A 15,894-nucleotide genomic window follows, 5' to 3' on the forward strand; every position below is an offset into this window, starting at 1 on the left:
ACTCAAGCTACACATTTAGCCGCGATCCAATCAAGCATCGGGCGAAATACTTCAAAGTTCTCTTTTGGTAAGTTAGGAACCACCGTTTTTGCAAACTCCACTTTCTTTGAATCGGAAATGAACTCGACAATTCTTCCCCCACCTTTGCAAGGTGATTCTTTGAAGTACCCTTGGGTATCCTCGCCAAACAACAAGTGCTCAATTTCACATAGTGACTCACCACCATAGTGTTCTTTAGTCGCCTCATCTGAAATAACTTGGGCTCTAATAGCAGGAATATTAGGAACAGGGAGCATTACTGCATAGGAGTTCCCGCTTTCCCACTTTTTAACAATGCCAGTATCGATATCACCGTGTACAACATCACCTTTGAGACCATCCCATGATAAGTAAGCTTTATCAAAATCAAACAATGAAAATACAGGCTTACCCTGCATCTCTTCCTGAATCCTAAGGTCAGTAATCAGTTGCTTCATGTAGGTGCAGCTAAAAGCATAGAAAGGGATGAATGGCATGTCTTGCCCATCATACAATTTGTGCCACGCCTCTTTGATAATAATTGGGTCTGTATTTCCCTCTGTAAATAAGACCGGCTTGTTTTCAATTTCTATCGCATTCAAGATACTCAATAGCTGTTCTTCTTCAGCATAACGAATGACGTTAGAACACAATCGTTCTACTGCAATACGTTTAGGCAAAGCGTAAACATTGGCTTTTCCATTTCTTAAATCGAAATACTTAACTCGTGTATGAGGTGAGTTAATTAAGGTAACTGCACTGTGAGTCGTCATGACTACATGATTACTGGCTGCTGCTTCTGCAGATAAAGCTTGTACTTGCTCAGAACACTCAGCTTGCCACTCAGGGTGTAGGAATGAATCTGGTTCATCCATGATAGTAATGCAATTTGAATCCTTAAATATCTCACTAATCGCAAATAGGTATATTGCTTGAAACTGACCATCACTGAACATATTCGACGTAATTTCATGACCGTCGGAGGTTTTGAGCGTCAACGTAATTGATTCAAGCATCCCAAGAGTTTTTAAGTTGTCGAAAACCCTGAAATAGTCATGAGCAGAGTAGTCGGGAAAGTGCTCTCGTATCTTATTAAGTGAAAAGTATAACTGGTAGGTGTCAGAATCTGAGAGGTAGCCTTCCGTTCGAATACGACCTGTAGGCTCGGGATCTGAGAAACAATTTTCCAATGCACCTAAAAAAGCCAATGATGTTCCAGCCAATCTCCAATATTTCGTTGAGTCATCGCCCACTTGAACATCATATTGAGAACTTGTCGTTTTCTGAGCATACAACGGGCGCTTCAAATTCACCTTAAAATCATTCACTATTTCTTCGATACCAAGCTTGTCAGTAACGTATTGCCTTGCATTTGACGTATCGGGTAGCAAAGAAACTACGGCTAACAACAGATCATTGTATGCACTTGAGATACCGATAAAAGGGCGACTTTCATCGTGATCAGCCCTAATGATTCTTCTAGAAAACTTTTCTTCGAATGAACTCAACAACGCGCTAACAGCCGGATTATGCCCAGCATAATAGGTCAAAATATTATTGGGTTTAGGCGTTGCACCAACTGTCGCTCTGTCAATTCCGTTGACCTTTAGTTGCTCTGTAGCAAAATCAAATTCAATCTTGATCTCTTGATCATTAATTTCATAAATCAGCTCGTATGAGAAGAATAGTTCATGCCTATTATCACCCCAGTCATACTGATACATATGACGAAGAACTTCTAACAGTGCTTCAATAAAATTTGACTTTCCTGAACCGTTCTTACCAACAAACACTTCCAAAAAATGCTCTTCGGAAAACTCAAGCCTAAAGTCTTTTAAATTCTTGTATTCGCTAATGTAGATAGATTTTAAGCGCATAGTTACACCGCCTGCTCAACGATAGCATCAGTGAGATGTAACTGAGTTCCCTTAGATTCTGTTAGCCGCTCTTTGAGTTTCTCGCACACTACTAAAATCTCATTTACTTTAAGAACGATGCGCTTTTGTTCATTATTTGGAGGCAATGTAATCGCGATCGAGCTTACCTGCCCTTGGTTGATAGATGCTTGACCAATTGCTTCCTTAGCAAAAGAAGAAATAGCTTGCTGTGCAAGTGCTGTCATCATAAACAAGTTAAGGTACTCAGCAGATACGTAGTCACTAAACGGTTTAGCTCTCATATTCATACTTTCATATACAAGTGGCTCGTCAAATTCAGGAATTATGGCAGTTTTTCCAACTAGCTCTTTACTATTAACCCTGTTGATCAATAAATCGCCCTTTTCAAGCAAAAATTGATCTAATTCATGAGGTTCAACCTCAACTCGTTTAGCACCTTCAAAATCAATGTTTCCGCTTTGAATATTGTACATTCTCAAGGATATAACTCCTGAATCAGTATAAAACTTAGCTGGCTTGTACAACCCATTTGAAAATGATTTAAACAAGGCTCCGAAGCGACACCACTCCCATCCCAGTGGCAGTTCAAACGGCTTTTCATCATCAGCAATCGGCGGCAGCGCTTTCTGCTTTTTGATTTTCTTCTCTTTGATTAATTGCGCTTTTTCTTCCGCAATACGCTCAAGTAGCTTTGCAGCAGGCTCATCATTTGAATCTTGTGGGACAAGCTTACCCATTACCGCCAGTTGCAGGATGGTTTGTTTTAACTGGTCGATGGAATCGATTGTGGTGAACAGAGTATCGAAATGTTCCGCAACCATTTGCCAGTTTTGCATCAGCTCTTCTGCGTTTGCAGAGTTGGTCAGCGTATCTAACAGCGTTGTTACCAATACTTGATGTGCCGCAATGCTGGCTTCGGTTTGTTGCTCTAGTTGATCGCATAGTGTCATTAGTTCATCGACTTTAGCGACAATGCGAGCCTGCTCTTTTTCAGGCGGAAGCATAACTAAAATTGAATTCATCTTCGCCTGATTCATTTTGGGCTGAGCCATACCTGTAATGTACGGCAACAGCGAAATTGAATTAATATATAGACTCAAATAAATAAGAAATTCTTCACTAATACCATCAATTACATGAGCATGGTTATTAACCCAATACTTACCTCTAGCGATAAAAGCTATTGGAGTACTCCGATTGACCAAGTTTGCTCCATCTTCACCAATTAAAAGCAGTGGTTTGTCAAACAAGTAATCGTCTATCGAATCAATTACACCTGATGCACCATAATAATCATACTCCCCTTGTCGCCCTTTTCGTTCATTCACCGAAAGGGGAACTCTGATTGCATCAAGGTTAAAAGTTATGTCACCAAAATCAATTGCTTTCCATCCACTAGGCAAGTTGTTACCAGAGATAATTGCATCGTGAACTTTTGCTTTTTTTGTCTTTTTTAACTCACCGGAATCTAAAAGTTGTTGTTTTCTTATTGTAATTCTTTCAATAAGATCAGTTGCAGGCTCATCACTTGGATCTTGAGGTACTAACTTACCCCGCACAGCCAACTCCAAAATCAGCTCACGCAGTTTCTTAACGCCATACAGTTCCAGCTTTTTGCTGCTGCCACGCCCTGTGGTTGCTTTGGTCTTCACCGTTGAAGTCCAAACGTTGATATTTTCGGTAATCAGTTGTTCCAGGCTCATGCTTAACCCTCACCAACTGAAGATTTCAGGGCATCACCCAGAATGCCTTTCAACTTGTTACGCAGCTCCGTAATTTCCTGTTGCTGCTGCTCATAATTTGCCAGCAGCTCTTGCGGGTCATGGCTGACCACTTCTTCCTGATATGGGTTCTTGATATCCAGGTTGAAATTGCGCCCGATGATCTCCTCAATCGAGACTTTCCAGGCGTGCTTGTTCTCTTCACGAGACGCAAAACCATCTTCTTCACTGCCCCACCAATCCTGCTCCTGTTTGAACTCTTCAAACTTCATTGGCTTGGTTTTACTGTAGTTCTTCACGCCCTCCGGGTATGGGTGTTCATAGAACCATACTTCTTTGGTTGGCTTGCCTTTGGTAAAGAACAGGATGTTGGTTTTGATGCCCGTGTATGGGTTGAACACACCATTAGGCAGGCGAACGATGGTGTGCAGGTTACACTCCTCACACAGCATCTTTTTGATTTTGGTTTTTACGCCTTCACCAAACAGTGTGCCATCTGGCAGTACCACACCTGCCCGACCGTTGTTTTCATCCAGAACTTCGATAATCAGTTGTAAAAACAGATCTGCCGTTTCACGGGTCTGCATTTCTGCCGGGAAGTTTTTCTCAATGCCGTCTTCTTCCGTGCCACCAAACGGAGGGTTGGTCGCTATCACGTTGATGTTGCTGTCCCAGCTTGAAAGTGGCTTGTTCAGCGTGTTGCCGTGCTTAATCTGTACTGGTACTTCAATACCGTGCAGCATCATGTTGGTGATACACAGCAGGTGCGGAAGCTGCTTCTTCTCAACACCGTGGATCTGCTTTTGCAGCGTTTGATGATCAGAGGCTGTCTTCACATAGTTGTTTTTTACGTGATCGAATGAACAGGCAAGGAAGCCGCCCGTACCCGTTGCCGGGTCCATAATTGACTCACCCAGTTTTGGATCCAGGCGGTCAACAATAAAGCGGGTTACTGCACGCGGGGTATAGAACTCACCAGCGTTACCTGCACTTTGCAGGTCTTTAAGGATCTGCTCGTAGATATCACCGAACAGGTGGCGCTCATTCGAATCGGTGAAATCAATTTCGTTGAGTTTATTGATCACCTGGCGCAGCAGAGTGCCGTTTTTCATGTAGTTAAACGCATCGCTGAACGCTTCTTTCACCACAAAGCCGCGAGGGTTCTTATCAATTGGCGCTGTGTAGTTTTTCAGCGCCGGGAACAGGTCATCATTTACAAACTCAAGCAGCTCTTCACCGGTCATACCTTCTGCGTCCGCCGCCCAGTTACGCCACAGGTACTGCTCTGGAATCGGCTCCCGGTAATCATCCAGTTCAAGCTCCAGCTCTTCTTCCTGCGCATCGAAAACTTTAAGGAATAACAGCCATGACATCTGGCCAAGGCGCTGGGCATCACCGTCAACACCTGCGTCTTTACGCATGATGTCCTGAATGGATTTGATTACTGAACTGACAGACATAATTCACTACTTTTTAGAACCAAAATTGGACGCGATTATACCAGAACTCAATTCGAAAAACTGGAGTCAGGGCTATGAAATCATTAGCAATCCTGCAATAGATTTGTGTACTATTAACCGGCGAAATAATAAGCAAAACAAATATCTGAAACGTCATTGGCTATAACCAGAGATAATATGAAAATTGAATGCCCTCACTGCGAGACAGACAACAAAATCGAGTTCGCAGAAAACATCACCTGTAAAAAATGTGAAAAGAGCTTTAAAGGATTTAAGTTCAGCAAACGACGGCTGGTTTCAGCCTCTTCCGCATTACTTGTTGGAGTGGTTGGTGGTTACGCGGTGAATGACAAATTTGACGAAGCCAGATACCCACTGGAAGTTGAGTACGCCATTATGGATACCTGTATCAATGGTTCTCAAAATACCGTTTCGGTTAGCTGGTATGAAGACAAGCGGGAAGCCTGTCTGTGCACCCTGGCGAAGACTGAAAAAGACGTCTCTTACACTGAGTACAAGTCAGACCCCACTGCGTTTATTGAACACTTTCAGTTCAATGCTGAGGGTTGCAGCTAAAGAAAAGGCAGCTTTCGCTGCCCTTAACTGGTGATACTAACGTTTTGGTGTATTTCCGCGGCGAGGGCCAGATGGATTACCGGTCTTGCTTGGGTAGTTTGGATTTTGCTTACTCATGGCTGCTCCCTTACTTGTTTGAGTTCGAGTTTTTGGCCGCAGCACTTTCAGCCCGTGCAGGAAATGAGCCTTTCTCTGTTTTTCCATTTCCGTTTTTGGCATTACTGGATTTAATACGAGCAGCGGCTTCTGGTGTCATTGGTGTTTTTGATTTAGTCATAATTTTTTCCTTTAAATTTAATAAGTAATGTGTCTTCGCTAAGACAGGATAATCATAACTAACGGGGTTGGGACAAATGGGGACACCGGAAAAACAAAAGCAAATTCAACGCGCTCTACACGCTTTGGGCTGGAGCCACAAAAAATTTGCCGGCATTCTCTACGACGAGTTGGATACTGATGGATGCGGTGATTTTAAAGAAACAGACAGCGATGAAATTCGAAAGCTTGCAGGAAAAATCAAAAAACAACTGCAGCGCGAGTCAACGCCAGAGGAACGGCTTGATACTTACCTTCGGATACTGACGGAGCACCCCGACTATCAGGCGCTCAATCTGGGTACGGTGCTGCCCGGATACGTTGCCCATAAATGCCTGCCCAGTGAGCTGTCTGAACAATTGGCCCGGCTATCGTCTGATTTGGACCGGCTTGATGGTTAGCAGCAGGTCGAAATCATCACGACCTGCCTGCTCTCATAAAAGATCCAAATTCTACGCAGACTGGTAAATCGCGGCTTCCAGATCCTGCACAGCATCGAGATACTGAGGCTTACCGCCAAACCCTTTCTTAATGATCTCTAATGGCCGGCCCATTTCATCAAAGGGTTTTACTTTCAGTACATGGATGTTCTCGATTTCCTGAACGCCCTCATCAGCGTACTTATCCAACAGGTTATTGAGTACTTGTTGCGCTGTTTCACCATACTTAGTGAAGTAGTTACGCTTTTTCACGTTGTCAGCCCGTTCTTTACGGGTCAGTGGCGGTTGGTCATAGACGACATGACAAATCATATCGAATGGGTCCAGGTCTTTACCCACTTCGTCTTCCAGTGCCTCCCACAGGATACCTTCACGGGCCAGCTCTTCAATAATGGCTTCTTTACGATCAGCTTCATTCCAGCGTTTGGTGAACTCATCCAGAGACGCGAACTGCTTAGCCATGGTCTTGCGGGTATAATCTTTGAACGACTCCGTAACGAGTTTGCCATCAGAGTCGTAGTACTGAACACGCTCAGCGAGTGTTTTCACGGGTACGCCATTCACATGGAACTTACGAACTTTGTTCTCATCATCCCAGTCTTCTCCACCAGCGGATCTGCCACTGTCAGAGCTGCCATTTTTGTACGTTGTTTCTGGTTCCTGAACAGAGCCCGGATCAATATCATCGTCTGCAAATGGGTTGTCTGTATCGGCGTCATCGATACCATCAATGATATCTTCTAAGCTTCCTTCATCTTCAAACTCTTCCGGCTTAGTGACTTTCACCCGCTCAGGCGTACCATCGAAACGCTCATCAGCAAACAACTCTGTCGCTTTCTTAAAGTCCAGGATGGTGAACCACAGTTTGCCGTAACGATCATCAATTCGGGTACCACGGCCAATGATCTGCTTGAACTTGGTCATGGATTGAATGCTTTGATCCAGCACCACCAGCTTACAGGTTTTGGCATCTACACCGGTTGTCATCAGTTCTGACGTTGTAGCAATAACAGGATATTTCTTCTTAGGGTTGATGAAATTATCCAGCTGAGCTTTACCTATCTCGTCATCACCGGTAATTTTCATCACGTACTTGTCATTCTTTTTGACCTGATCCGGGTTGAGATTAACCAGAGCCCTGCGCATACGTTCTGCATGATCGATGTCGTTACAAAACACGATGGTTTTAGCCATTGGGTCGGTACGTTTCAGGTAGTTTGTCACGGTTTGAGCAACCAGTTCTGTTCGCTCATCGATGACCAAATTCCGATCGTAATCTTTCTGATTGTAGATGCGGTCTTCTATCACTTCTCCGTGTTTATCGACCTGCCCCTTGGTTGGCCGCCACCCCTGCACATCAACGTCAATATCGACACGCACGACTTTGTATGGGGCTAAGAAGCCATCCTCTATACCCTCTTTCAATGAATAGGTATAAACGGGATCACCGAAATACTCGATATTAGAAACCACATCGGTCTCTTTTGGTGTCGCAGTTAAACCAACCTGCGTTGCAGAGCTGAAATACTCCAGGATCTCACGCCAGGCACTGTCTTCTGCTGCACTGCCACGATGACACTCATCAATAATGATCAAGTCGAAGAAATCAGGGTCAACCTGCTTATAAGCTTTTTGTGCTTCCTCCGGACCAGTCAGAGCCTGATATAAGGCCAGATGGACTTCATAAGCCGGGTCCACATTACGGCCTGTTATTTTGGTCATTGCTGAGCCAAAAGGCTGAAAGTCATTGGTTTTGGTTTGATCGACAAGGATATTTCGGTCGGCCAGAAAAAGAATGCGCTTCCTGGCTTTCGCTTTCCACAGACGCCAAATGATCTGGAATGCGGTATAGGTTTTCCCTGTGCCTGTCGCCATCACAAGTAAGATGCGGTCTTGTCCGGAGGCTACCGCTTCTACCGTTTTGTTAATCGCCTGCAGCTGATAATAACGAGGTGACTTGCCACTGCCGTCATCGTAATAATCTTGTGTAATGATTGGTAAGTGTTCTTCTTTATAACCCTTCCAAACACAGTATTTATGCCAAAGCTGCTCAGGAGACGGGAAATCCTCCAGGTTAATTTCTGATTCCAGTTGGGCGGGATTGGTTAAATCTCTGAAGATAAAACCATCACCATTCGAAGCAAATACAAACGGAACTTCAAGCAACCCGGCATACTCCATACCTTGTTGCATGCCCTTGCCCACTTCATGTTTGTTCGCTTTCGCTTCGACAACCGCAAGCGGCATACCTGGCTTATGGTAAAGCACGATGTCAGCAGATTTCACCTTCTTACGGGCAGCAGCCTGGCCACGCACAATCACCTTTCCATCCCGAAGTTTCACTTCCTGGCGAATTTGGGTCATATCATTCCAGCCTGCATCTTTAATGGCTGGCAGAATAAACTTTGAGATAATGTCGGCTTCGGAGAGCTGCGATTTGGAGAAGGTGGTAACCATACGACTTTTCATTCCGTTCTGAACTTAGGCGATTATATAACAAAGTTCATACCAATGAAGAGGTTTGACTTGAAAACTGTGTGGTTATTATTGAATCAGTCCCAGTTTAGGGCTGATTTCATTGAAAAGATTTGCGCTATGAGTACATGCAGCATCTGTGAAGTGAAAAAGTACCGCGTTCGCAAGCTCAAGATAGCAAAAAGCCGCTAATGAAAGCGGCTTTTTTAATGGGCGGAGACCCCAGCCACATCCCGGCACACAAGTCACTCGCTGCGGCTGCTTCCTTCCGGACCTGACCGAGTTCACGAGCTATTGTTGCGGGAGGACCAGGGCCCCCATCGATTTGATTTCTGTTGGCTTGTCGCCAAAGAGTGAAAAGGATTATCAGGTATCGCCCCCGCGAATGCAAGGGCATTACCGGGATTTTTCAGTGATCCCGGTTTAAGTGCCTAACTATTATGCAGTTTGCGGGTATTCCCGGCAGATTGGGTTATCTGTCCTGCTCTTCTTCCTCATTGGCGCGCAGGATGTAATCTGTAGCCCAGGCGGTGCCGAGCAGGAAGATCCACACCACGAATACCGGGTTCGGCACTTCGGTATCGCCGGAAGCGACCACGGCAGCAAAGGCGACGGTTGGCAGGGTCCAGGTGAGCAGCGAACTCCACTTCATGCCGTTGCCGATTTTTGGCAGGGTTTCAGCAGAAGCGATAATGCCGACAATACACAGTGCAATGACTGCGGCGTGTGTCCAGCCCGCTATCCAGAGTGCCAGGATCAGCGTCAGGGTCCACCAGCTGTGTTTTGGTGATGGCCGCCAGTGACGGGCGGCAAACCAGGTGCTCATGACGGCGAGGGTTTGAACCAGGGTGACTTCCCAGTCACCGGGGATTTTTCCTTCTGCCTGGGTAACCATAATACCCAGCTGCATGGTGACGATAATCGCAGCGCTGGAGATCACCACGTACATGCTGGAACGGCGTGAGAAAGTCACCATCAGAAGCGGCCACAGGATCCATACCGCAAGGGACATGGCAATGGGCGCAGCAGGTAAGGTGAAGCCGTAGACGCCGAGTGAGACAAGCAGCAGCAGACCGGCCGCCCCGCCCTGAGGCAAAAGCCACAGCGCCGGGATAATGATCGCCAGCACCGGAATTTCCCCGCCACTCATGCTGAGTGCCCGGGCACATACAACGGCCAGAACTGCCGTTACGGAAAACTGTATCGCAGACAATACCATCGCTCTCTCCTTCGTCTTCCCTGGATGAGCTGGGGTACCAACAATCCATCACAATATTCGTTAAAAGCAGATTGCACCCGCCTGACGTTCCTGTAGGCTGGAGTACAACATTAACGGTACCCGACACTTTCAGTATGGACCAATTTCTTGCACAGATCTTTGCTGTAATTCACCAAATACCCAATGGAAAAGTAGTAACTTACGGCGAAGTCGCCAAAATGGCGGGTTATCCGGGGTATGCACGTCAGGTTGGCCGGGCGCTGGGCAATCTGCCTGAAGGCTCAGCCCTGCCCTGGTTTAGGGTGATCAATGCGAAGGGAGAGATTTCCCTGAAAGGAGAAGATCTGCAGCGGCAGAGACAACTTCTGTTAAAAGAAGGCGTGGATGTCTCCGCCGCAGGAAAGGTGTCGTTAAAGCGCTATCGCTGGCAGCCTTAGCCTCTGCCACCGACCCCGATAAGGCGCAGGTTCACCTGGTCGGTTTCATTACGGTCGGTGATCACCTGATAAACGGTATCGGTGATAAACCGCAGTTTACCGCCGACTTCAATCCGCGCACTGACAGAATAGGTGTGGCCATCGACAATCTGAGCCGGGTCATAATCAAGCTGGAACGCAAACGGCGACTGAAAGCCCTGCGATTCAAACTCAGTACGGGCAATTTCCACCGATGGTGCATCAGCCAGTGAGATGTCCTGCAGCGTAACGGTGATCTGCGCGTCATCCGGCAGTGCGATACGCTCGCGGTAAGATACCGTGCCAATAATGGTCGCCACGGCCATCTCTTCCTGGTATTGCGATGTCTGCTCTGTGGTCTGACACCCGGTCAGCGCCAGTGTTGAGGCGACAAACATTCCCAGCAGTAATTTTTTCATTCTGTTTTTACCTTGCGATGAATACCAATTAATGCCGAGTATATCGGCCGCTTGTGTTTTGTCTCCGTTCAGGCTATTTATTTGACAGAACTTTTACGGAGGTACGATGAGTCAACCACTAAACGAACTGCTGGATTTGCTGCAGCTGGAACAACTGGAACAGGGCCTTTTTCGCGGCCAGAGTGAGAACCTTGGCCTGCCTCAGGTTTATGGTGGTCAGGTGATTGGTCAGGCGCTGTCTGCATCCCGCTATACCGTGGAAAGTGACCGTGTGGTGCACTCGTTTCACAGTTACTTCCTTTACCCGGGGGATCCGGAAAAACCGATTATTTATGATGTAGAAAACCTGCGCGATGGCCGCAGTCTCTCTACCCGCCGGGTAAAGGCGATTCAGAACGGACGGCCGATTTTCTACCTCACCGCCTCTTATCATGGTGAGCAGCCTGGCTTTGAGCATCAGAACACGATGCCGGAAGTACCAGGGCCTGAAAATTACGCTTCGGAATCTGAGCTGGCCAGCCAGATAGCAGAGTTTCTGCCGGAGAAGATCCGCCAAATGTTCTGCGGAGAAAAACCGATTGAAGTGCGCCCGGTCACGGTAGTCAATCCACTGAAACCAAAAGTGGCCGAGCCAAAACAGTATCTGTGGATCAAAGCCAACGGTGAAATGCCGCAAAATCAGCTGATCCATCAGTACCTGCTGGCGTATGCCTCGGACTGGGGTTTTCTGGTAACCGCGCTGCACCCACACCAGGTGACGCTGATGACGCCAAAATTCCAGGTGGCGACCATTGACCACTCCATGTGGTTCCACCGCCCGTTTAAAATGGATGAGTGGCTGCTGTATGCGATTGAGAGCCCAACGGCGAGCAATACCCGTGGTCTGGTGCGCGGTGAGATTTTTGATAAGCAGGGCAATATGGTGGCTTCTGCGATTCAGGAAGGGATCATGCGGTTTGTTCAATAAAAGAAACAGGCGATCAAAAGATCGCCTGTTTTTACTGTTATTGGCTGATTTCGAAATTCAGCACACCCCACTCATAAAACTGGGAAGCATCCGGGGATGTATTACTGTACTCCCCACCATCCGCTGTCTGAACAAACTTACCGGTTCCATAGCGGGCAACGGTCACCGGATGAACAGACGTCCACTTACCACCCATGCCTGCCAAAATGTCGTTCTCCGGCAGGTTATAAATGGTCACAGAGCGCGTGGTTGTACCATTGTCACACAAGCCACCAGCATTCAACTCAATCGCTGATGGTGAATCACCACAGCCATCGTTACGGGTAACATAGAACACAGCAGTCGAAGCCAGACCCGGTTTATCACTGTTGTCATCATACCAGTTCATACTCACCATCAGGCGGGTACCTGGGCCATAGTTTTTCAGATCGGTTTCAGTCGGCTCAATCACTTTTGCCCCCATAAAACCAAGACGGCTTTCTTTCAGGTTTGAAGCATTACTGCCGAGCCTGCTGAGCACGACTGCTTTTTCGTCACGCTCATAGACTTTCACGTCTTCACTGAAGTCCGCTTCTGAGGCCAGTGGTGGCTTCACCTTTACATAGTAAAGCTGCGAAGCCCCGAGATAGTTCTCACTTTCTGCCTCGTATACCATGGCCGAATCAGTGGTATCCCGCATGTCCGGCGAAGCATAACGTGCAGCAGAAAAGTCTCCTGTACTGGTGTCAAATCCGCGCAGCACCTTGTATGTAACCGGCACAAAACGTCGCTCGCCATGCGCTTGTGAAACAACTGGCGTAGAGTACCTCTTGCGGGGATTATAGTGCACGACGACTTCAGAAGCTGAACCCACCTGAATCCCCGGATGTGGCGCTTTATTTATCTTTCCACTCACTGAAAAGTGCTGCGGATTATAGTTAGCTGACTCAGCTGTCACATTGAGTGTAAAGTCACCCGCCTTCTTAATCGCCACCTCACCTGTTGCCGCATTCACCATGGACACGATACTCTGGTATTGCTCCGGAATCTCAAAACGAAGAGATACCTGGTCAGGATCCCGGGTCGTCACAGGGATATCTACCGTTGGGATCATCTTTCCGTTTGGCTGATAGGTTGCATCTGCATAGTTCGCCGTCAGGCTTAGCTCACCTTTGTTTACGATAACATCGTAGCTGATACTTCCGCCCTCAAAACTGTCCGCGCCTGAGTCAGTTGCAGTTACACGGGTCTTACCCGCTTTCAGCATCTCCATCATACCTGTCGCTGTATCCAGCTCAACTACACCGGTATCATGTCCGTCAGCAATCTTATAACTGAGCGTGCCTTTCACACCGCTGATGTTCAAAGGGTTAATATGGCGCTTTACGGAATCGCCCCATTGACCTACAGCGCTTTGCGTATCAGAGGAGAACGACAAGTCGCTTGCTGCGGGTGCAATGTAAAGCATCAGCGAACGTGGCTCTGATGGCTGGAAGTTGTCATCTCCCTGCATACGGACAGAAACACTGGTTTGTCCTGCTTTAAGAACTAACAGCTTAAGAGCCGTAGCATGAAGCGCTACCGTTTTGTCTCCCACTGACAACACTTCAAGAGGACGCTCTGACGCTGGCAGGGTCTCACTTAAGTCCACAACCAGTTCTTTCGCGTATACAGCATTGACACTGGCAAACTCAGGCAATGGTGCAGGAACAGCTTTGGCAACATGAACGCTGAAGTCTTTTCTGAAAGGCCGGTAGTTGTTACCTCCGTCATCGTGAGCAGTAAGGCTGTATGAACCGGCCCGGGTAAAGTGAAACTCACTTTTGCTTTCATCCCAGTCAGCACCAGACTCAGAAGACGAAGTCAGTTTCCCCTGCAGCCCCTCAGGCTTCAGGGTGTACTTCAGATCCTTCTTATAAGTCAGATAAGCGGTTGGAATAGTCAGACCGGGGTGATCAGCCTGTCTTACAATCATATCGATTGTGCGGGTCCATGGCTTGTAATTATCACTTTCCGGGATTATCAGGTTCAGCTTCGTACTGCCCGCATTTTCAATCTTCAGTAACCCGGTTGCCTGATCAACCGAAACAATATTTTGTCCCTCTGGCACTGAGTATTGCATCCCGCCAAGATTCGCCCCGGACAAACCAGGTCTGAATACCAGGCCTGGCTCATAGATTACTTCTTCACTGCTGTCCGCCAGGAGTGCCGGATTATCTGCCTTGTTGACTGTTACCGTAAACGTTACTTTCTCATCAGCTTTACTGAATCCATCCGGGTATGTAACGGTCACGTCAACTTTGGCTTCACCGGCTTTAAGCACGGTAATAAAGCCCGTTGCCTTATTAACCTCGATCACATCCTGGGCACTGTCCGGGTTAAGAGCATAAGTTGCAGATTCGAGCTCACTACCACTGACTTTGTAAGCCTGCATGGTAAGCGTAGTGGTATAAGTTCTTTCCAGGTTGGCGTACGAAAGCGTATCCGGATCCACTGCACTGATGGTCACAGGTACTTCAATGCTTTTTTCTGCGTAACGATCATTTCCACTGTCAGTCACGCGAATTTTTGCATTACCTGCAGTTCCTTTCGATTTGACCGTCCCAAACGCATCAACCGCTATCAGTTGTTCATATCCGGCTACGACTTCAACACGGGTATCACCTTTCGCACCACGAATTACGGGACGCTTTTCAGTGGTGTAACCTCTGGTTGTAAGAAACAGACTATCAACTGACAGATCCTGATTTTGACCTTTTTTGATCGTCAGCGTAAAGGTATCTTTCGCGGTTTCATATCCGTACTTGATATCCTTAACGGTAACAGTGACAACGCCAGATTGCGTGATCAGCAAACCGTTATTTTGGGCATCACTCGCGACAGATGGAGCGTCAACGTCAAATCTGAGGTCACCGATTTGTCCATCAACACGTGGATAGTAGTACTGACCATAGCCGGTAAACACTATCTCTGCATCGTGAGCGGTAATTGGTCCGCGCTGGATAGGACCAGAAGGTGCAGGAGGCGTCACAGAAGAAGAAAGCGAAGATGAATCACCACCGCCTCCACCACCACAGGCAACAAGGGCGGCACTAACGGCAAGCAACACCCCGGAACGAACAACAGTTTGCATTAACATAGATTAATAACTCTTACATTTTGAAACAGATTGGCAGGATCGGCCGCAAGCTATCACAGCCCCGGACAGGTAAACATGCAAAGATCCCGCGAAAATGTGCCACAAATAGAGTAAACAACCTGGAGCTCTGGAATGGAGTACGGTTTGATGAGTAAAAGCTGACGCAGGCGATCCCTGTCGTCACAGGGCTGGCGGTGTGCCGGGCAAAATATCAGCGAAATGCGGGCAGCGAAGGAAAACAAATAAAGGCAGATCAGTCAGAGAGGCCGTAAGGTGAAAACCGCCTCTCCGTATCACTATTGAGACAATTGTCACTCAAGCGGCAGCACTGTACTGGACTTGAGCGACTCCATTGCAAAAGTCGAGGTAACGTTAGTCAGTCCGGCCACCCGGTTTACCAGGTGTTTATAGAAGTTATCGAACGCTTTCATGTCTTCGACCTGAACGCGCATCATATAATCGTACTCCCCTGCCATACGGTAGAAATCCATCACTTCCGGCATCTCTACCACAGCGGCGACAAAGCTTTCATACCAGCCATAAGAATGGTCACTGGTCTTCACCTGAACAAACGCGGTAAAACTCAGGCCCAGCTTTTCCGGGTCAAGCAGTGCAACCCGTTTGGTGATCACTCCTTCTTCTTCAAGACGTTTAAGGCGCTTCCAGCAGGGAGTGGTGGTCAGATTGACCGCCTCTGCCAGATCATTAAGCGACAGGGTCGCATCGCGCTGGAGCATGGTCAGTAACTGGCGGTCGGTTTTGTCGAGTTTAGCTCGCTCTTCCATCGTTTTTCCTGATAGCAATTTCTATAGC

Annotated in this window: 13 protein-coding genes and 1 other RNA gene; 4 read left to right on the forward strand and 10 right to left on the reverse strand. The window is 47.2% G+C overall.

The window, feature by feature from the left end; all coding sequences use genetic code 11:
* Window positions 1-2: 2 nt before the first annotated feature.
* The 3 genes from ACVB80_RS05410 to ACVB80_RS05420 are packed head-to-tail and all read right to left on the reverse strand — an operon-like array spanning window position 3 to window position 5,097.
* Window positions 3-1,895, reverse strand: a complete 1,893-nt coding sequence (locus ACVB80_RS05410) for an ATP-dependent nuclease (RefSeq protein ID WP_481080249.1) — start codon at window positions 1,893-1,895, stop codon at window positions 3-5.
* Window positions 1,896-1,897: 2 nt separating this feature from the next.
* Window positions 1,898-3,619, reverse strand: coding sequence for a restriction endonuclease subunit S (locus ACVB80_RS05415; RefSeq protein WP_481080250.1), 1,722 nt, complete (start codon window positions 3,617-3,619; stop codon window positions 1,898-1,900).
* Between the two features lie 2 nt (window positions 3,620-3,621).
* A complete protein-coding gene (locus tag ACVB80_RS05420; protein WP_481080251.1) occupies window positions 3,622-5,097 on the reverse strand; it encodes an N-6 DNA methylase in 1,476 nt (491 codons plus the stop codon).
* 177 nt (window positions 5,098-5,274) lie between these two features.
* On the opposite strand from ACVB80_RS05420, the gene ACVB80_RS05425 reads away from it, so the two are divergent.
* The gene (locus ACVB80_RS05425; protein ID WP_481080252.1) at window positions 5,275-5,673 is read left to right on the forward strand and encodes a hypothetical protein; all 399 of its coding nucleotides are present in this window, start codon (window positions 5,275-5,277) and stop codon (window positions 5,671-5,673) included.
* A gap of 127 nt (window positions 5,674-5,800) precedes the next feature.
* Here the strand turns inward: ACVB80_RS05425 and ACVB80_RS05430 are convergent, their stop codons facing one another.
* Entirely contained in the window at window positions 5,801-5,950 is a 150-nt protein-coding gene (locus ACVB80_RS05430) for a hypothetical protein (protein WP_481080253.1), read from the reverse strand.
* Between the two features lie 76 nt (window positions 5,951-6,026).
* On the opposite strand from ACVB80_RS05430, the gene ACVB80_RS05435 reads away from it, so the two are divergent.
* The gene (locus tag ACVB80_RS05435) at window positions 6,027-6,389 is read left to right on the forward strand and encodes an elongation factor Ts (protein ID WP_481080254.1); all 363 of its coding nucleotides are present in this window, start codon (window positions 6,027-6,029) and stop codon (window positions 6,387-6,389) included.
* Between the two features lie 51 nt (window positions 6,390-6,440).
* On the opposite strand, the gene hsdR is transcribed toward ACVB80_RS05435, so the two are convergent.
* From hsdR to ACVB80_RS05450, 3 genes are all read right to left on the reverse strand, one after another.
* Window positions 6,441-8,885, reverse strand: a complete 2,445-nt coding sequence (gene hsdR, locus ACVB80_RS05440) for an EcoAI/FtnUII family type I restriction enzme subunit R (RefSeq protein ID WP_481080378.1) — start codon at window positions 8,883-8,885, stop codon at window positions 6,441-6,443.
* Window positions 8,886-9,120: 235 nt separating this feature from the next.
* An RNA gene (gene ffs / locus ACVB80_RS05445) (signal recognition particle sRNA small type) lies at window positions 9,121-9,217 on the reverse strand.
* 158 nt (window positions 9,218-9,375) lie between these two features.
* On the reverse strand, window positions 9,376-10,122 hold the full coding sequence (locus ACVB80_RS05450; RefSeq protein WP_481080255.1) for a VP0952 family biofilm-associated protein: 747 nt from the start codon (window positions 10,120-10,122) through the stop codon (window positions 9,376-9,378).
* Between the two features lie 134 nt (window positions 10,123-10,256).
* On the opposite strand from ACVB80_RS05450, the gene ACVB80_RS05455 reads away from it, so the two are divergent.
* Window positions 10,257-10,559 carry an MGMT family protein gene (locus tag ACVB80_RS05455; RefSeq protein WP_481080256.1) on the forward strand — a complete coding sequence of 101 codons (303 nt, stop codon included), beginning with the start codon at window positions 10,257-10,259 and terminating at the stop codon, window positions 10,557-10,559.
* Here the strand turns inward: ACVB80_RS05455 and ACVB80_RS05460 are convergent.
* Window positions 10,556-10,996: a YbaY family lipoprotein gene (locus ACVB80_RS05460; protein ID WP_481080257.1), complete on the reverse strand. Its 441-nt coding sequence runs from the start codon at window positions 10,994-10,996 to the stop codon at window positions 10,556-10,558. The two genes, ACVB80_RS05455 and ACVB80_RS05460, sit on opposite strands and share 4 nt — an antisense overlap.
* Before the next feature lie 106 nt (window positions 10,997-11,102).
* On the opposite strand from ACVB80_RS05460, the gene tesB reads away from it, so the two are divergent.
* The gene (tesB, locus tag ACVB80_RS05465; RefSeq protein ID WP_481080258.1) at window positions 11,103-11,963 is read left to right on the forward strand and encodes an acyl-CoA thioesterase II; all 861 of its coding nucleotides are present in this window, start codon (window positions 11,103-11,105) and stop codon (window positions 11,961-11,963) included.
* Between the two features lie 37 nt (window positions 11,964-12,000).
* On the opposite strand, the gene ACVB80_RS05470 is transcribed toward tesB, so the two are convergent.
* Entirely contained in the window at window positions 12,001-15,081 is a 3,081-nt protein-coding gene (locus ACVB80_RS05470; RefSeq protein ID WP_481080259.1) for a hypothetical protein, read from the reverse strand.
* Between the two features lie 311 nt (window positions 15,082-15,392).
* Window positions 15,393-15,866, reverse strand: coding sequence for an Lrp/AsnC family transcriptional regulator (locus ACVB80_RS05475; protein ID WP_481080260.1), 474 nt, complete (start codon window positions 15,864-15,866; stop codon window positions 15,393-15,395).
* Window positions 15,867-15,894: the final 28 nt, after the last annotated feature.

This window comes from Vibrio sp. 9-16B-A1, from assembly GCF_056726165.1.